The organism is Microbacterium sp. SORGH_AS_0421 (genome assembly GCF_030818635.1).
GTDB lineage: Bacteria > Actinomycetota > Actinomycetes > Actinomycetales > Microbacteriaceae > Microbacterium.
The window spans coordinates 3386536-3404194 of record NZ_JAUTAO010000001.1 but is presented as its reverse complement, the minus strand read 5'-3'; the positions used below and the strand labels follow the sequence as shown (position 1 = coordinate 3404194).

At 69.8% G+C, this 17659-nt stretch carries 15 protein-coding genes and 1 pseudogene; 5 read left to right on the top strand and 11 right to left on the bottom strand.

Annotated features, from left to right (window positions below; genetic code table 11):
* Nucleotides 1-113: 113 nt before the first annotated feature.
* From QE416_RS16225 to QE416_RS16205, 5 genes and pseudogenes are all read right to left on the bottom strand, one after another.
* Nucleotides 114-1406, bottom strand: a complete 1293-nt coding sequence (locus QE416_RS16225; RefSeq protein WP_210073906.1) for an ABC transporter permease — start codon at nt 1404-1406, stop codon at nt 114-116.
* Nucleotides 1406-2206 carry an ABC transporter ATP-binding protein gene (locus QE416_RS16220; RefSeq protein WP_307317747.1) on the bottom strand — a complete coding sequence of 267 codons (801 nt, stop codon included), beginning with the start codon at nt 2204-2206 and terminating at the stop codon, nt 1406-1408. The genes QE416_RS16225 and QE416_RS16220 overlap by 1 nt, the downstream gene beginning before the upstream one ends.
* The gene (locus QE416_RS16215; RefSeq protein ID WP_115920970.1) at nt 2203-3252 is read right to left on the bottom strand and encodes a hypothetical protein; all 1050 of its coding nucleotides are present in this window, start codon (nt 3250-3252) and stop codon (nt 2203-2205) included. The genes QE416_RS16220 and QE416_RS16215 overlap by 4 nt, the downstream gene beginning before the upstream one ends.
* Nucleotides 3253-3335: 83 nt before the next feature.
* Complete coding sequence (locus tag QE416_RS16210) at nt 3336-4091, bottom strand: SDR family oxidoreductase (RefSeq protein WP_307317743.1); 756 nt, start codon at nt 4089-4091, stop codon at nt 3336-3338.
* A gap of 130 nt (nt 4092-4221) precedes the next feature.
* A pseudogene (locus QE416_RS16205) lies at nt 4222-5722 on the bottom strand (amino acid permease).
* 169 nt (nt 5723-5891) lie between these two features.
* Between QE416_RS16205 and QE416_RS16200 the strand changes: the two are divergent.
* Both QE416_RS16200 and QE416_RS16195 read left to right on the top strand, forming a co-directional pair.
* Nucleotides 5892-6239 (top strand): Lsr2 family protein, encoded by a 348-nt coding sequence (locus tag QE416_RS16200; protein WP_144785634.1) that lies wholly within the window; start codon nt 5892-5894, stop codon nt 6237-6239.
* A gap of 210 nt (nt 6240-6449) precedes the next feature.
* A complete protein-coding gene (locus tag QE416_RS16195; RefSeq protein WP_210073916.1) occupies nt 6450-6788 on the top strand; it encodes an Lsr2 family protein in 339 nt (112 codons plus the stop codon).
* Between the two features lie 67 nt (nt 6789-6855).
* On the opposite strand, the gene QE416_RS16190 is transcribed toward QE416_RS16195, so the two are convergent.
* Complete coding sequence (locus QE416_RS16190) at nt 6856-7929, bottom strand: Glu/Leu/Phe/Val dehydrogenase family protein (protein ID WP_307317740.1); 1074 nt, start codon at nt 7927-7929, stop codon at nt 6856-6858.
* 207 nt (nt 7930-8136) lie between these two features.
* Here QE416_RS16190 and QE416_RS16185 point away from each other — a divergent pair, with 207 nt between their 5' ends.
* Entirely contained in the window at nt 8137-8613 is a 477-nt protein-coding gene (locus QE416_RS16185; RefSeq protein ID WP_267787555.1) for a YbaK/EbsC family protein, read from the top strand.
* 202 nt (nt 8614-8815) lie between these two features.
* On the opposite strand, the gene QE416_RS16180 is transcribed toward QE416_RS16185, so the two are convergent.
* The 4 genes from QE416_RS16180 to QE416_RS16165 all read right to left on the bottom strand — a co-directional run bounded on the left by QE416_RS16180 (nt 8816) and on the right by QE416_RS16165 (nt 14038).
* Nucleotides 8816-10771 (bottom strand): glycogen debranching N-terminal domain-containing protein, encoded by a 1956-nt coding sequence (locus tag QE416_RS16180; protein WP_307317737.1) that lies wholly within the window; start codon nt 10769-10771, stop codon nt 8816-8818.
* Nucleotides 10768-11601, bottom strand: a complete 834-nt coding sequence (locus tag QE416_RS16175; protein WP_246078022.1) for a carbohydrate ABC transporter permease — start codon at nt 11599-11601, stop codon at nt 10768-10770. The genes QE416_RS16180 and QE416_RS16175 overlap by 4 nt, the downstream gene beginning before the upstream one ends.
* Nucleotides 11602-11678: 77 nt before the next feature.
* Nucleotides 11679-12785: a carbohydrate ABC transporter permease gene (locus QE416_RS16170; protein WP_307317735.1), complete on the bottom strand. Its 1107-nt coding sequence runs from the start codon at nt 12783-12785 to the stop codon at nt 11679-11681.
* A 2-nt stretch (nt 12786-12787) separates the two neighbouring features.
* Nucleotides 12788-14038: an extracellular solute-binding protein gene (locus QE416_RS16165; RefSeq protein ID WP_103206298.1), complete on the bottom strand. Its 1251-nt coding sequence runs from the start codon at nt 14036-14038 to the stop codon at nt 12788-12790.
* Nucleotides 14039-14243: 205 nt separating this feature from the next.
* Here QE416_RS16165 and QE416_RS16160 point away from each other — a divergent pair, with 205 nt between their 5' ends.
* Complete coding sequence (locus tag QE416_RS16160) at nt 14244-15242, top strand: LacI family DNA-binding transcriptional regulator (protein ID WP_307317732.1); 999 nt, start codon at nt 14244-14246, stop codon at nt 15240-15242.
* A gap of 37 nt (nt 15243-15279) precedes the next feature.
* Here QE416_RS16160 and QE416_RS16155 read toward each other — a convergent pair whose 3' ends face one another.
* Nucleotides 15280-16053 (bottom strand): IclR family transcriptional regulator, encoded by a 774-nt coding sequence (locus QE416_RS16155; protein WP_307317730.1) that lies wholly within the window; start codon nt 16051-16053, stop codon nt 15280-15282.
* 61 nt (nt 16054-16114) lie between these two features.
* Here QE416_RS16155 and hutH point away from each other — a divergent pair, with 61 nt between their 5' ends.
* Nucleotides 16115-17653, top strand: a complete 1539-nt coding sequence (hutH, locus tag QE416_RS16150; protein ID WP_307317728.1) for a histidine ammonia-lyase — start codon at nt 16115-16117, stop codon at nt 17651-17653.
* Nucleotides 17654-17659: the final 6 nt, after the last annotated feature.

The window sequence follows — 17659 nt, the reverse complement described above, 5'->3', positions numbered from 1 at the left end:
ACCGCCTCGGGCAGAGCGGACGGCGTGGGGGCGTCACGGGGAATGTCGGTCACGTCCCGAACCTATCGGCGGGCGGCGGGGCATTCCCAGCCCCGCCGCGGAACTCTTCGTTCTCAGTACCGGATGGCGTCGATGACCTTCACCCGCACGGCGACGAGGGCGGGAAGAAGCCCCGCTATCGCTCCGACCGCGGTCGCCGCCACGAGGCCGGTGATCGCCGCGTCGACGGGGAACGGGGGAAAGTCGCTCACCATGCCCTGCCCGATGACCTCGCGCATCGCGGGGGACTGCACGACGAGGATCGAGACGATCACCCCGACCGCTCCGGCCACGACCGTCGCCACCACGCTCTCCATCATCACGGCGAAGAACACCCGGCCCGCCGTGGCGCCGAAACTGCGACGGATGCCGATCTCGCGCACGCGCTGCTTCACGGTGACCAGAGCGATGTTGACCAACCCCAGGGCGCCGAGCAGCAGCACCAGCACGGCGATGCCGGTGACGACCAGCTTCGTCACGAGGAACGGATCGTTCCCGTACGTCGCCCAGTCGTTGCGCGCGACATCGACGGACACGTTGTCGCCCAGGGCCGCCGCGAGGTCGCGTTTGACGACCGCCGTCAGCGCGTCGGAGATCTCGGGCGGCACCCACATCTCGTACTGCGTCTGAGGCGCCCCCTGCCCATACGGATCGGTGGCCGCGGCTCCCGCGCCGCGCTCGCCGGTGGCGGCGTCCTGCAACGCGGTGAGGTGATCCGCGAGCATGAACATCGTCGGCTGGGTCTCCCACGTCGACGCGGGAACCACGCCCACGACGACGGCTGTCGTGCCTCCCGCGGGGATCCCCGACGCCGCGTTCGGCACGCCCTGTCCGCCGAGCGCCACCACCGGGTTGCTCGAGAGGGGCGGATTCCCCATCCGGTCCCAGAACACGCTGTTGACGATGAGGCGCGGGGCGAGCTGCTGGGCATCGAGAGGGGTGAACCACCCGCCCTCGGCCATCTGCACCCGGTGCATCTCGCCGTAGGGCTGGTCGACCGCCTGCGTCATGACCTGCACGGCCCCGTCGGGGAACGGCACCAGCTGCGACACGTTCTGCACGCGGGTGGCGAAAGACACCTGGTACCTGTCGAGGACATCGGCCCAGGCGGCATCCACCGTCTTCGCATCGAGGGTCCCGCCGTCGGTGCGGTGGGCCGAGACGAGCAGAGTCGCGGGTCGGCCGGACGAACGCTCGCTGAGTTCCTGATTGGCCTGCTGCACGATGGCGCCGAGCGCGACCACCGTGGTGAGGGAGCACACGGCGACGGCGACCCCCACGAGCGAGAGGAGGACCCGGGTGCGGTGAACCCGGACCTCTTGCCAGGCCTCGAGCAGGGAGCCGACGAGAGCGGTCAGGGCGCGCATCAGGCGTCGCTCCGTTCGGCGTCGTCGATCCCCAGCTCAGCCAGGACGCCGGTGGGCTCCTGCTCCGGCGGCGCCGCCTCGCGGCGGTCGCGACGCGTGATCGGCTCGAGCGTCGGGTCGTCCACGGCCGTGAGGACCCCGCGATCGAGGCGGAAATGACGGCGGGCGCGGCGGGCGATCGTGGGGTCGTGCGTGATGATCACCTGGGCGGCCCCGGTGCGCTCGGCGACGTCGTCGATGAGTTCCATGACGCTCTGGCCCGTGTCGAGGTCGAGAGCGCCGGTCGGTTCGTCGGCGAGGATGAGCCGAGGGCCGCGGACGAGGGAGCGGGCGATCGCCACGCGCTGCTGCTCACCGCCCGACAGGCGGTCGGGCAGGCTGTTCATCCGATGCTCGAGACCCACGAGGGCGAGCATCTCGGCGGCGATCTTCTTCCGCCGCCAGAAGGTGCGTCCCGTGGCGTACAGCAGGGGCATGGTGACGTTCTCGAGCGCCGTACGCCCGGGCAGCAGGTTGAACTGCTGGAAGACGAAGCCGATCGCCGCGCCGCGCAGCCGGTCGCGCTGGGCCGCGGAGTAGTCCTTCACGGGGCGTTCGTCGAACGTGATCTCCCCGCTCGTGGGCTTGTCGAGCAGGCCGAGCATGTTCAGCAGGGTCGACTTCCCCGACCCCGAGCGACCGACGATGGAGACGTGGTCGCCGGGGTCGATCACGAGCTCCACACCGTTCAGGATCGTCAGGGCGGGCTGGTCCTGCGGGAGCACCGTCCGGGTGACCTCGCGAAGAGCGAGCAGGCTCACGAGGCCGCGGCCGGATCGCAGAACATGGAGCCGTCGGGGTACACGGTGCACCCCTCGTCGACCGTCGCCATCGCCCCGGGCGCGAACTCGAGGATCTCTTCGCCCTCGGCCAGGCCGTCGGTGATCTGCACCTGCGTGCCGTCGGTGAGACCGAGGGCGACCGCGCGCTCGGCGGTGGTGCCGTCGGGGCTCGACACCCACACGGTGCCGCTCTGCGCCGCACCGCGGACGGCGGTGGTCGGGACGAGGAGGACGCCCTCGGCGCGACCGCCCGCGAGGGTCATCTCGGCCGCGAGGCCCGAGAAGACGGTGACATCGCCCGGAACCGTGCAGGTCGCCGTCGTACCGGATGCGGTGGTCCCGGCGCCGCTCGTGCCCGCGCCGCCGCCGGTCGCGGGGGAGTCTCCGCCGGTGCTGCCGGCCAGGGGCGTCGTGATGCGGAGGTTGGTGCAGGTGAAGGCGGCGGGGCCGCCCGTGATGGTGACCGAGGCCTCGGTCGGCCGGTTCAGCAGACGGTACTGCTGCGCCGGCTCGAGAGTGCCGCTCACCGAGAACGTCGGCGGGGCCACGGCGCCGGCGGTGGCTCCGATCGTGACGTCCTGCCCCGCGATCACCGCGAGCGAGCTCAGTGTTCCCGCCGCGGGCGCCGTGACGTCGACGTAGCGGAAGATCGCCGGCTTCGGCTTGCCCTCGGCATCCACGCTGTCGGCGGGATCGCGCTCGATCGGCACCTTGACGTTGAAGACGATGTCGCCCTCGGCGACGCTCGCACCCTCGGCGACGAAGATCTTGTTCACGGTTCCGGCCGCCGTCGACTTCATCGGCAGGGCCGCATCGGCGGTTACCGTCGCCTTGATGACCACGTCGTTCGTGATGGTGCCGAGGGTGGCGACCGTGCGCGGCTCCACGATCGCGCCGGTGGGTTGCGCCGGCGCCGCATCGGCCGGCCGATCCGGGAAGAACGCGAGCTTGATCAGCGCCGCCGCCACGAGGGCGACCAGAAGAATGCGCAGAATCGGAAAGACCCACGTGCGTGCGATCCCCATGAAACCCCCCGGAACAGAATCGTCGTCGAACGTCCTCACCCTAGGGGGTGGGGTGTATCGCCGAGATATCGTCCGGGCGCAGTTCAGTGCGGGTCTGCGGCGTTGAGCTGTCGCACCGTCTCGGCGTAGCGCCCCTCGGCTTCGGCCCGGCGGAGGAACCCGAGACGCTCCACCTGCACCTCGGTCGCGTCGGGCTGATCGCGCAGGATCGACATGACCTCATCCGCGAATTCATCCAAATTCATGGCGAACGAGCTCTCGCGCTGCCCGGGCAGCAGGTCGGTGGCGACCGACGGCGGTTCCAGTTCGAGCACCGAGACGCTCGTCCCCTCGAGCTGCAGTCGGAGCGACTCGCTGAAGAGGTGGATCGCGGCCTTCGTCGCGTTGTAGGTGGGGGTCGCACGCAGCGGCACGAACGCCAGACCCGACGAGACGGTCATGATCGTGGCATCCGGTCGGCTCTGCAGGTGGGGGAGCAGGTGCGCGATCAGCCGCAGGGGACCGAGCACGTTGGTGACGACGGTCTCTTCGGCGGATGCCAGGACCCCGGCGCCCGCGGTCCAGTCCTCGACGCGCATGATCCCCGCCATGGCGATGACCACGTTCAGGTCGGGGTGACGACGAACGACCTCGGCGCTCGCCGCGCGGATGGACTCGGCGTCGGCGGTGTCTATGAGCACGGTGTCGAACCCGCCCGCGGCCGCGACCTCGTCGAGACGCTCCCGGCGCCGCCCGCCCACGATGACGGTATTGCCGGCGTCACGGAGTCGTTCGGCGAGGGCCAGGCCGATCCCGCTCGTGGCGCCGGGGAGGAAGACGGTGTTTCCGGTGATGTTCATGGAGGCCAGTCTCGAACCCCGCGGGCGCGATGACCAGGGCTTCGCCATCGCCGGTACCTGTAGAACGACGGATGCCACGCTCCCGAGCGTTCTGAGAACGACGGGGCGTGGCATCCGGTGACTACTGCGGTTACTCCTTCGGCGGCGAGTCCACTCGAGGCGCGGTCGGGCCGAGCGGGGCGCCCGTGCCGACGCGCGCGTGGCTCCGCGAGTAGGCGAAGTAGATCGCGAAGCCCAGGGCCAGCCAGATGAGGAAGCGCAGCCACGTCTCGACCGACAGGTTGAGCATGAGGTAGGTGCAGATGAGTGCCGAGAGGATCGGCAGCACCGGGCTCCACGGCACGCGGAAACCGCGCTTGAGGTCGGGGCGCTTCCGGCGGAGCACGATCACGCCGATCGAAACCAGGACGAACGCGGAGAGCGTTCCGATGTTGACCATCTCTTCCAGCACGCCGATGGGCGTGACGCCGGCCACGATCGCGACGATCACGGTGACGAGGATCGAGATGACCCACGGAGTGCGGAAGCGCGGGTGCACCTTCGCGAGCGCCCCGGGGAGCAGGCGGTCCCGCGACATGGCGAAGATGATGCGGGTCGCACCGATCATCAGCGTCAGCACCACGGTGGTGAGACCGGCGACGGCGCCCGCGGCGATGACGGTGGCCATCCACGTCTGACCGTGGAACGCGAAAGCGTTGGCCAGGGCCGCAGAGGGGTTCAGCTCGGAGTAGGGCACCATCCCGGTGACGACGATCGCGACGGCGCAATAGAGGATCGTGCAGATGATGAGCGAGGCGATGATGCCGATCGGCAGGTCGCGCTGGGGGCGCTTGGTCTCTTCGGCCGTCGTCGCCACCACATCGAAACCGATGTAGGCGAAGAACACCAGGGCGGCGCCGGCCAGGATGCCACCCACGCCGAAGGTGGCGGGCTGCAGCCCAGAGAGGAATTGCAGGAGCGGCTGAGTGAGCCCGGACGCCGACTCGGTCGGCACGGAGTCCGGCACGAAGGGGCTGTAGTTGGCGGGGTTGATGAACATGATGCCCGCGATGATCACGAAGAGCACGATGAAGAGCTTGACGGCCACGAGAACGAGGTTCACGCCGCAGGGATTCCTTGATGCCGAGGGTCATCAGCCCACCGAGCACCAGGACGAGCAGGATCGCCGGAAGGTCGACGACACCGCCGTACGAGATCTCCGGGGGAAGGATGATTCCCAGCTGCTGGAGGAAGGTGCCGAGGTAAGCACTCCACCCCTGGGCGACAACGCTCGCGCCGAGGAACATCTCGAGAATGAGGTCCCACCCGATGATCCAGGCGAACAGCTCACCGAGAGAGGCATACGAAAAGGTGTACGCCGATCCCGAAACGGGGACGGTCGAGGCGAACTCGGCGTAACACATGGCCGCCAGACCACAGGCAATCGCCGCGATGATGAAGCTGATCACCACGGCGGGACCGGCGACGTCATGGGCGGCTCGACCGGTCAGCGTGAAGATGCCCGCACCGATAACGACGCCGACGCCGAAGACGGTCAGGTCGACGGCGCTGAGGGATTTTTTGAGGCGGAACTCGGGCTCATCGGTGTCGGCGATGGATTGTTCCACCGACTTGGTACGGAAAAGACTCACACGACGCATCCTCTGTCTCGAGTGGGTCCTGGGAGCGAACACCACCCGTGGAGGATAGTCCCCCGACGGCGGTCGTGCCTATCTCGCGGCGCGCTGGACACCCGGTGCTTTTACCGGAGAGGACTTATGCGGGAAATTCATTGAATGCGGGTGTAAGGTTTTTCGTATTATGGCTATGAAGCACATCACGCACCTCGTCGACGACCTCGACGGCTCCGTTCTCGAAGACGGGCAGGGAAAGCAGATCACCTTCTCCGTCGAAGGTCGCGCTTACGAGATCGACCTCTCCGACCGCAATGCCGACAAGTTCTACTCGGCGATCGCTCCGTTCGTGGATGCCGCTCGCTCGGTGTCCCGTGGCAATTCGGCCGCGCGTCGGCCCCGGGCCGCTCGCCGTTCGAATGACGTCGATCTCGGAGCCGTCCGGGAATGGGCGCGCGCGAACGGCCACACGGTCAGCGACCGCGGCCGCGTACCCGCCACCATTCTCGACGCGTACGCCGAGGCGAATTCCTGATCTTCGGTCCCGATCCTCTCGGCCGGATGTGAGAGCACCGGCCGAGAGGATTCCTACGTTCGCCAGACCGTCTCGACCAAAGCCGCCGAACCCGCAGGGAATCGCGGAACGGCCGGTCGGCGGTCGGGGCCGGTGAAAGCAGGCGAGCTGACGGGTGAAATTTGAAAGCGCGGCCCGGAATGCGCCTCGTCGGCGGCATATGGTCGCGGCATGGCGAAAAAGCACATCACGCAGACGATCGATGATCTCGACGGATCGGTCATCGAAGACGGAACCACTCTGACCTTCTCTCTGGAGGGGCGTTCCTACGAGATCGATCTGTCTCCCCAGAATGCCGAGATACTGCGCGACGCGTTTCGGCCGTTCATTTCCGCCGCACGACCGATCGGGTCGTCTCCGGCCACCCCTCGACGCACTCCCCGGGGACGCGCCATTCCCACCCGCGATTTGATCGACGTGCGATCGTGGGCGCAGAAGAATGGTTTCCCCATCAATGATCGGGGACGCATCTCCGCTACCGTTCTCGCGGCCTACGACGCCGCTCACTGACGTTCTCTAACAAAAGAACCGGATGCCGCGCGAGCGGCATCCGGTTCTTCTTCTTTCCCGCCGCGATCTAGACGAGCGCGGTGCGACCTGCGCCCGCGGCGAGTCGCTCGGCGGCGAGCCCCTCCGCAGCGGCGAGCGGGGTCACGCCCCGGCTCGCGGCTTCGTCGAACACGCGACGGACGGTGTCGCCGATCCCGGCGACGCGACCCATGATCTCGTCGAGAGTGCCGCGCTGCTTGGCCACCAGGTCGAGATAGATGACCCCTCCGGCGTTGACCACGAAGTCGGGGGCGTAGAGGATGCCGCGGGCCGCGAGCCGGTCGGCACCGGAGCGGTCGGCCAGCGGGTTGTTCGCGGGGCCGCACACGGCGCGGGCGTCGAGGGCGTCGATCACCTCGTCGGTGAGGACGCCGCCGATGCCCGCGGGGACGAAGACGTCGGCGGGGATGAGGTGCGCCTCGCTCGGCTCGACCCACGACGCGCCCAGCTCGGCGGCGAGGGCGCGCTTGGCGGGGTTCACGTCGGTGACGGTGAGGACGGCGTTCTCGGCGGCGAGGCGCTCGGCGAGGCGTCCGCCGACCTGCCCGAGGCCGGCGATCGTGATGCGGCGATCGGCGACGTCACGCGTGCCGACGGCGCGTTCGAGGGTCGCGATGAGAGAGGCGTAGACGCCGAGGCTCGTCGGGCCCGCGGGCTCGCCCGAGCCGCCCACGGTGTCGGGCAGGCCGACGACGTGCGGGGTGCGCTCGCTCACGACGAGCATGTCCTCGGTCGTCGAGCCCACGTCTTCGGCGGTGCGGTACAGGCCACCGAGACTGTCGACGGCGTCACCGAGGTCGAGGAAGGCGGCTCGCCGCCGGTCGGGGTCGAGCACCGTGCCCTCGGGAAGACCGATCACGGACTTGCCGCCTCCCGCGTCGAGACCGGCAGCGGCGTTCTTGAGCGTCATCGCCGCCGAGAGGCGGAGAGCGTCGCCGAGCGCGTCGGTCCACGAGGGGTACGTCCACAGGCGCGCACCGCCGAGTGCGGGACCGAGCACGGAGGAGTGCAGAGCCACGGCGACGAGCAGACCGCTGCGTCGCCCCGTGATCACCTCCACGCGTTCGTGCGTGAATTCGGGCAGGGGCAGAGCGTTGGTCATCGCGTTCCTTGTCGTCGGCCGCCTTGTGGGCAGCGCTTCTCGGAGGCCGCGGCGTTGCGGCATCCGGCATCCATTCTGACGGGTGAGGCGGTCGGATGCGAGTGCAGCGACGGGGAGCCCGGACGGCGCCACACCATACGACCTCGAGCGGATCGTGTGACGGCGGGCGGGGGAGGGGGACACGCAGACGGACCTAGGCTGGGCGGCATGTCCGACGCCCTCCCCACCCGCAGTCGTCTTGTCGCCGCGTCCCTGCAGGCCGCGGAAATCGACGGTCAGATCGTCGTACTCCCCGATGCCGCATCCACCGCGGCCCTCGCGGCCGCCGCCCTGGGGGTGGACGTCGGGGCCATCGCGAACAGCCTTGTGTTCTGGAGTGACGACGAACCCCTGCTCGTCATGACCAGCGGTGCGCACCGCGTCGACACGGGGGCTCTGGCCCAGCGGCTCGGGCGCGGCGGCATCCGTCGTGCCAGTCCCGCACAGGTGCTGGCCGCCACCGGGCAGCCCATCGGGGGAGTCGCGCCGACCGGGCACCCGCATCCACTGACCACGATCGTCGACGAGGATCTCGCCGCTTTTCCCGAGATCTGGGCCGCGGGCGGCACCCCGCACACCGTGTTCCCGTTGACGTTCGCCGAGCTCGTGCGGCTGACCGGCGGTACGGTCACGCGGGTGGCGTGAGGTCGCGCGGCGGTCGGCTGTGGCCCCGGGGCCATGGGGGATGCCCCGGGGCCATTTCTGGTGCCCCGGCGCGGGGGAGGGCCGGGCGGGGGAGGCCGCGGTGTGGACCCAAAGCCACGGGGGTGGCCCGGGGCCACTTCCGGCGCCCCACCGTGGAGGGGGCGCCGGGCGGTGGCGCTCGGGCCACCACCGCCCGGCGGGCTCACTCCCCGGGGGCGGGCGCGAGCGCGGTCAGGCACACCACCGCGGCGGCTGCCGACCACGCCTGGGGCCGGCACGCGGCCGGGTAGGGCGTCGGCACGGACGAGTGTGACCGCGGATCGCCGGCGTGCAGCTCGGGAACGCGGTACCCGAAGCCCTCGGCGGCATCCAGCAGCCCCTCCACCACCGCCCGCGCCGACTCGACGAGTCCCGCGCGCAGCATGCCGTGCGCCGCGATCGCGGTGTCGTGCACCCAGACACTGCCCCCGTGGTAGGACAGGGGCCAATACCCCGCGGCGTCCGTCGACAATGTGCGGATGCCGAAACCGCTCGACATGGTCTCACCGAGCAGCAGCGAGGCGACGTGCACCTCTTCGTCGGAGGAGAGGATGCCGGTGCCGAGAAGATGCCCGATGTTGCTGGTGAGGGAGTCGACGGGGCGCTTGTCGCGGTCGAGCGCGATCGCCGGGTACCGCCCCTCGGGCGTCTCGACCCAGTACGTCGAGGCGAAACGCGTCTTGAGATCGGCAGCCCAGACGCGCCAGAACGAGATGTCGTCGGCATCGGTGGTGTCTCCGAAACGCTCGAGCAGGTCGGCGCCGGCGAGAGCGGCCTCATAGGCGTAGGCCTGCACCTCGCAGAGGGCGATCGGTCCCTCGGCGAGGCTGCCGTCGCGCCATTGGACCGAGTCGCCGGAGTCTTTCCACCCCTGATTCGACAGGCCCGTGCCGAGCCGGTCGATGTAGTCGAGGAAGCCGTCGCCGTCGCTGTCGCCGTAGTCGCGGATCCAGCCGAGCGCCCGGCGGAGCGAGGGCAGCAGCTCGCGCACCTCGCCGTCGGGCATGCCGGCACGGTGGGCATCGGCCAGCAGACAGATCCACAGCGGAGTGGAGTCGACGCTGCCGTAGTACTTCGGGGGCAGCACGATCCCCTCACCCGGCATCTCGAGCGCGGAAGCACGCAGTTCGTGCAGGATCTTGCCGGGCTCCTGCGCCGTCTGCGCGTCGTCATCGGTCCCCTGCAGGCGCGCGAGCACGCGGAGGGTGGATGCCGCGATCTCACGGTCCACCGGCAGGGTGAGGCGCGCGGCCCAGATGGAGTCGCGTCCGAACAGGGTGAAGAACCACGGCGCCCCGGCGGCGAAGAATTCATCGAGCGGGTGGTCGGGAAGCGCCAGACGCAGAGCGTCCAGATCGTCGAGGGCCGTCCGCAGCCACCGGGACAGGCGCGCGTCGGGAGCTCCGGCGGCGACGCCCGCGGCATCCCACCGGGCGGGCGCGGTGGCGGAGTCCACAACGAGGGTGTCATCGCGCAGCCTGAGCGACCAGCCGATCTCGACCTCGCCGAACGCGGGCACCTCGACGCTCCAGACGGCGACCACGCCGTCGACGCCGGATGCCACCCGGGCCCCGGGAGCGATCAGTTCGAGCCCCAGAGCGCCGGCGTTGACGCGCGCGCCACCACCGTCGACCGTCACGTCGGTGCTGCGAGCGAGCGCGTGACCGGACTTCACCTCGTGCAACTGCGCGAACTCGGGCTCGACCCGCAGATGCAATGCGGCGCGAACGGGCCGGTCGAGACGCGAGCGCAGGGTCCACGACTCGCTGACGACGCCGTCGGCAACCCGCCGATCGCGCAGAAGCCGCACCTTGGGGTCGGGGGTCGTGTCGTCGATCCCGCGCAGGAGCCCGCCGAAGACCACGCGCGACGCTCCGTCGGGAGCGGCCGAGATCCACTCGATCGTGGAATCGTCGCACGACACGGTCAGTGCCCGGACGTGTCGCACGTCGCCGTGGTAGACCCCGTGCACGGCAGCGGAGCCGATGTCGCCCGTGGTGTCGGACCAGACCTGGGTCGGGGCGCGCAGCACGATCAGGGCGTCGTTCAGCAGCGGTTGCAGAGCAGCCGGGGCGACGGCGGTTGCGGCGGGCGGGGTGATCGTGGGGGCGGTGGTCATTCTTTGACGGCTCCTTCGCTGGCGTTCATGATGCGGCGCTGGAAGATGAAGAACACCACGGCGACGGGAATCGTCATGATGGCCGCGGCCGCGAGTTTGAGGGGGAATTGGCTGCCCTGGCTGAGCTGCCCGCTGGCCAGAGAGGCCACGCCCTTGGTCAGGGTGGTCAGCTCGGGGGACTGGGTGGAGATGACGAAGTGGCTCAGCTCGTTCCACGATCCCTGGAACGACAGGATGACGATCGTGATGAGCGCGGGTCGAGCCATCGGAAGGACGACCGACCAGAAGATGCGAAAGGTCCCCGCCCCGTCGATGCGCGCTTGCTCCTCGACGGACGGTGGGATCGACTCGAAGAAGTTCTTCATGATGAAGACGCCCGCGGCATCAACGAGCAGCGGGAGAATCATGCCGGCGTAGGAGTCGTAGATGCCGAGCTGGTTGATCACGAGGAACTTCGGGATGAGCAGCACGACGGTAGGAACAGCCATGACCGCGATGAGTCCGGCGAAGACGAGACCGCGCCCCCGAAACTGCAGCCGCGCGAGCGCGTATCCGGCGAGCGAATTGAAGAACACGCGCCCCGCGGTGACGAAGACGGTGACCACGACGGAATTGCCGAACCATACAGGGAAGTCGGAGTTGAGGAACAACCGTTCGTACGCCGCCCACGTGAAAGGCTGCGGCGCGAGCGAGATCGGGTCGGCCGCCGCCGAGGCATCCGTCTTGAACGACGTCGCCACCTGTACGAGGAAGGGGTAGATGTAGATGACGGCGAGCACGACCAGAAGGGCGTAGAGGCCGATCTGCCAGCCGAGGGCTTTGCGCGACATGCGGTGCTTCGTCGGCTTCTCGGGTCCGCCGAGGCGCTGTTCGGCGAGGACCGTGGTCTGTGGGGATGCGGTCGCGGTCATCGTCGGGCTGCTTTCGTGTGCACGTCGTATTGGCGGAGGCGCCGCTTCGACACGGGACGATCGCGCAGCACGAACTGCTGCAGGATCGTCAGCGCCACGATGATCACGAACAGCACGAAAGCGATCGCCGCGCCCTGGCCCCACTGCTGCGACAGGAACGCCGAGGAGTAGCTGAGGTAGGCGGGGGTGAGTGTCGTCTTGCCCGGGCCGCCCTGGGTGCCCGTGTAGATCTGGTCGAACACCTGCCAGGTGCCGATGAGGCCGAGGGTCAGCACCGTGAACAGCACGGGCTTGAGCTGCGGAAGGGTGACGCGCCAGAACCGCTGCCAGCCGTTCGCGCCGTCCATCATGGCGGCCTCCTGCACATCGGCACCGATGTTCTGCAGGCCCGCGATGAACAACAGCATGAACGTGCCCGAGGTGGTGAAGACCGCCATGAGGATGAACGCCGACATCGCGACAGACGGACCGGCGAGCCAGTCCCACCACGAGACGCCGAGCAGCGTATTGCCGGTCAGAAACGCGGGGCCGCTGGTCACCCCCACGGCGCCGAGCAGGTTGTGCACGACGCCCGAGGGATCGCTGAACCAGTTCGGTCCATTGATGCCGAGCCACGACAGTACTTCGTTGACGGCTCCGGATGCCGAGAAGAGGAAGAGCCACAGCACGGTGATGGCCACCGAGCTCGTGACCGAGGGGAAGTAGAAGGCCGTGCGGAAGAGCCCCCGGCCGCGGAGGATCGCGCGGTTGACCAGCACCGCGAGAAACAGTGACAGCGCCGTCTGAAGGGGGACGACCAGCAGCACGTACCAGGCGTTGTTGCGCAGCGCCGTGCCGAAGTCGCGCTCGGCGAGACCGCCGCCTGTGGTGACGGCGGCGTAGTTGTCGAGACCGACGAAGCCGACGTTGGGCGAGAAGGGGCTGCCGCGCCCGGTCCAGTCAGAGAAGCTCACCCACAGCGCCATGAGCACGGGGACGAGCAGGAACACGCCCAGGATGATCAGCACGGGGGCGGTGAACAGCCAGCCGGCGGCGGCCTCGCCGCGCCGGATTCCCGGGGAGGAGGATCCGGCGCGACGCGGCGCTGAGGTGAGAGCACTCATGGCTACTTCGTGATGGCCTCGAGGTTGGATTGCGCCGTCTGCAGCAGCGCCTGCGGGTCACCCGTCTTCAGCGACTCCAGCTGGGCGTTGAAGTCGGTGATGACGTCGGCGGCGCCGGCCATGTTCGGCGGGAACTGCGCGTTCTCGGCACCGGAGAGGAACGCCGTGAGGTCGGGGTTCGCCGCGCTCCACGCGTCGGCGGCCGACTGGATCGAGGGCATCGGGCCGAAGGCTTTCGAGAACGCCAGCTGCTGGTCGGTGGAGGTCAAGTACTCGACGAGCGAGCGCGCTTGATCCTGGTTGCCGCTGTCGGCGGCCATGCCCCAGCAGTTGGTGAACTGCAGCGTTCCCTTGCCACCGGGACCCGCGGGCAGTTCGGCGACCTGATACTTCACGCCCGGGTAATCGGCCGACATGGCGCCGGTGATCCAGTTGCCTTCGATGACCATCGCGGCCTTCTGGGTGCCGAACGCCTCGCCGCCCCACCCGGCGCCCACGTCGGACGCGAACGCGAACGTGCCGTCATTCAGGTGCGTCTTGACGTAATTCAGCGCCTCGACGTTCGCGGAGCTGTCCGCCGTGGCCTTGCCGTCGGTGACGAGTCCGCCGCCGGCCTCGGCCATGAAGGCTCCGATGCGCTGGTACTCGGCGCCGAACGCCAGGCCCACGCGGCCGTCGGTGGTGAGCTTCTGGGCGACGGATGCCAACTGGTCCCAGGTCGTGGGGACATCGGCATCCGTCAGCCCTGCCGCCGACCAGAGGTCGGTGTTGATGATGAGGGCCAGGGTCGAGAAATCCTTGGGTGCGCAGTAGAACTTCCCGTCGACGGTGAAGTTGTCGACGAGCGATGGATAGAAATCGTCCTTGTTCGCCAGGTCGTCGCCGTAGGCGGCGATCGAGCCGTTTGCGGCGTAGCCGGCGAGGGCCTCGGGGGCGAGGTAGAAGAGGTCGGGCGGAGACCCGGCCGCGAAGCCCTGAGAGAGTTGCTGGGGGAGGTCGTTGGCGGTCTGGACCTCGGCCTGCACGCCCGACTGCTCGCTCCAGGCGGCGACGGCGTCGGTGACGGCCTTCGTCTCGGCGTCGCCCGACGAGCCGATGAGGAGCCTGAGCGTGCCGCCGCCGGAGGCCTGACCTTCGCCGGGGGTGTCGTTGAAGCCCGACCCGCAGGCCGTCAGGGCCAGGGCGCCGGTGGTCAGCAGTGCGCCGGCTCCGAGCCAGGTTCGCGCCCGGCGGTTGGGGGTGTGCCGTGTCATTGTCTCTCTCCTTCGATGAGGCATGCGACCCCTCCGCAGGTGCTCGGAGGGCCATCTTTTGAACGTTCAAATGACGGTTTGACAACGGTAAAGAACGGCGGGCCTGGCTGTCAAGAGGGTGCCCGGCGTCCTAGGCTGACGATCTGGCCGGACTCGTGGCGGCCCGGTCGGATCTCTCCGGAGCGGACTGAGGGGGAGGGCAGACATGGCGAAGGCGCCCACCGTCGACGACGTCGCGCGTGTCGCGGGGGTCTCCCGGCAGACCGTCTCGAACGTCGTCAACACGCCGGATATCGTCCGCGAAGCGACGCGCCTGAGGGTCGAGGCGGCGATCGCCGAGCTCGGCTATCGGCCGCACGCCGCCGCCCGTCGGCTTCGCACGCGACGCAGCTCGACCATCGGCATCCATCTCGATCCCTACGCCGGTGGTATCTCAGGCGTCGTCCTGGACCGCTTCGTGCACGCCCTCACCGAACGTGCGGGAGAACGTGACATGCGCGTCTTGCTCTACGCCGCGCGCACGCCCGAAGAAGAGATCGCCCGCCTCGGCGACCTTCTCGAGGGGGGAGAGGTGGATGCCGTGGTGGTGACCGGAACCTTCCACGGCGACCCCCGCACCGGCTGGCTCGTGGACCGCGGGCTGCCGTTCGTCTCGTTCGGTCGCCCGTGGGGCGAGAACGACGTCGAGGCGCCCGCGCATCTGTGGGTCGATGTCGACGGGGCCGCGGGAACTCGCGCGGCGACGATACACCTGCAGGAGCGGGGCGTAGCGCGCATCGCGTTCCTCGGGTGGCCCTCCGGCTCGGGCACGGGTGACGATCGTGAGCGCGGCTGGCGCGAGAGGTCAGCTTCGGGGCCGCGATGGGTCGTCGAAGAGAACGTCGCCGCCGCGCGCGACGTGGTCACAGCGGGCCTGGCGGCCGACCCCGGCGTGCGCGGCATCGTCTGCGCGAGTGATTCGCTCGCGATCGGCGCGCATCTCGCCGTGACCTTGGCTGGTCGCCCCGATGTCGCCGTGATCGGTTTCGACAACACCCCCGCCGTCGAAGCGCTCGGGCTCTCGAGCGTGGAGCAGTTGCCCGAGAGGGTGGCATCCGGCGCCCTCGATCTGCTCATGGGCGAGAACGGCACGGTCGTCGCGCCGCGCGCCGCGACGGCCGGGGCCGCCCACGTGCTCGTGGAGCCGCGGCTGGTGGTGCGCTGAGGCGCCACGGTCCTGCCCGGTACTGAGCGGCGCGCGACTAGGCGGGGTGGCCGATACGTCGGGCGAGTTCGGCGGCAGTCGCGGATGCCGAGGACGCCAGTGCTTTCGCATCACGCTCGGCCCCGTCGGCGGGCCACGTGATCGCCACGGCCGCGGCGGGCCACCCGGCGTGATCGAGCACCGCGGCGGCGACGGAGCGGAATCCGGGGGTGATCTCGCCGTCCTCGCTCGCGTGACCCGCTGCCCGAACCTCGCGGAGCAGCTCGCGCAGGTCACGCGGCGTGGCGGGGCCCGCGTCGTGGCGCAGCGTGAGGGCGGTGGCATCCGGGAACAGTGCCCGAACCTGCTCGCGGGGGAGCGCGGCGAGCATGGCCCGGCCCGTCGCGGTGAGGTGCGCGGGGAGGCGGACGCCCACATCGGTCACGAGCGCGGGGCGGCGCGGGGCGCGTTCCTCGACGATGTAGAGCACGTCTCGCCCGGCCAGCACGGCGAGGTGCGCCGATTCGCCGACGCGGTCCGACAGCCCCGCGAGCAGCGGCCGACCGAGGCGGGCGAGCGGCTGTTGCCGGGCGTAACCGCCGCCGAGCTCGAAAGCCGCCGTCCCCAGGCCCCAGCGCCGGTCGCCCGGAAGGTGCACGACGTAGCCGTGCTGCTCGAGAGTCGCGAGCAGGTGGTAGGTGCTGGAACGGGGGATCCCGAGCGCGGTCGCCATCGACTGCGCGGCCATCGGCCCCGGTTGCCGCGCGAGCAGCGAGAGGATCCGCAACGTCTGGTCGGCGGCGGGGACTTGAGGGCGGGGTTTGTCTGGCATGACAGACACAGGATGCCAGATCCCCCGCATTCCGTATCGCCCGAGGCGATGGAATCGGCGTATGAACGCACGCGTCACCGTCGGAGCCAGCCCCCTCACCCCGCGCGAGGTCGTCGACGTCGCCCGCCACGATGCCCGGGTCGACGTGGACGCCGACGCTCTGCAGCGGGTGGCCGACACACGGGCGCTCATCGAGGGGCTCGCCGACGACCCGCAGCCGCACTACGGCATCTCGACGGGCTTCGGCGCCCTCGCGACGACCTTCATCGCCGAGGACCGCCGGGCGCAGCTGCAGGCGAGCCTCATCCGCTCGCACGCCGCCGGAACCGGCGCCGAGGTCGAGCGCGAGGTAATCCGCGCCCTCATGCTGCTGCGCTTGCAGACCCTCGCCACCGGGCGCACCGGCGTCCGCCCCGTCGTCGTCGAGACCTACGCCGCCCTGCTGAATGCGGGGATCACCCCCGTCGTGCGCGAGTACGGCTCGCTCGGCTGCTCGGGCGATCTGGCTCCGCTGTCGCACGTCGCCCTGGCGGTCATGGGTGAGGGCGAGGTGCGCGACGCGTCGGGGGAGCTTCGGGCAGCCGCCGACGCGCTCGCTGCGGCGCACATCGCCCCCGTCGCCCTGCGCGAGAAAGAGGGCCTCGCCCTCATCAACGGCACCGACGGCATGCTCGGCATGCTGCTGCTGGCGCTGCACGACCTCGAGATGCTGCTGACCACGGCCGATGTCTCGGCGGCGATCTCGATCGAATCGCAGCTCGGAACGGATGCCGTGTTCGCCGCCGACCTCATGGCGCTGCGTCCGCAGTTCGGTCAGGCCCACTCGGCGGCGAACCTCCGCGCGTTCCTCGCCGACTCGCCGATCGTCGCGAGCCACCGCGGCCCCGAGTGCACGCGCGTTCAGGACGCGTACTCGCTGCGCTGCACTCCCCAGGTGCACGGCGCCGCCCGCGACACGATGACGCACGCCGCCCTGGTCGCCGATCGCGAGTTGGCATCGGCCGTCGACAATCCCGTCGTCACGCTCGACGGACGCGTCGAGTCCAACGGCAACTTCCACGGCGCGCCCGTCGCCTACGTGCTCGACTTCCTCGCCATCGCGGTGGCCGACGTGGCGTCGATGTCGGAGCGCCGCACCGATCGCGCCCTCGACGTCTCGCGCAGCAACGGGCTTCCCCCCTTCCTCGCCGATGAGGTCGGGGTCGACTCGGGCTTGATGATCGCGCAATACGCCGCCGCGGGCATCGTGTCGGAGCTCAAACGTCTCGCCGCCCCCGCGTCGGTCGACTCGATCCCCTCGAGCGCCATGCAGGAAGACCACGTCTCGATGGGCTGGGCCGGCGCCCGCAAGCTCCGCCGGGCGATCGACGGACTCGCTCGGGTGCTCGCGATCGAAGTGCTCACCGGATGCCGTGCCCTCGACCTGCGCGCCCCGCTCCAGCCCGCGCCGGTCACCGGGGCCGTTCGCGACCTCGTCCGCGAGCGCGTGCAGGGCCCCGGTCCCGACCGGTTCGTCTCGCCCGAGATCGAGGCCGTGACCGAGCTCGTCGCCTCGGGAGCGGTGGCTCGCACCGCTCTCGACGTCGTCCTTCGCGCGTAGAGCGCG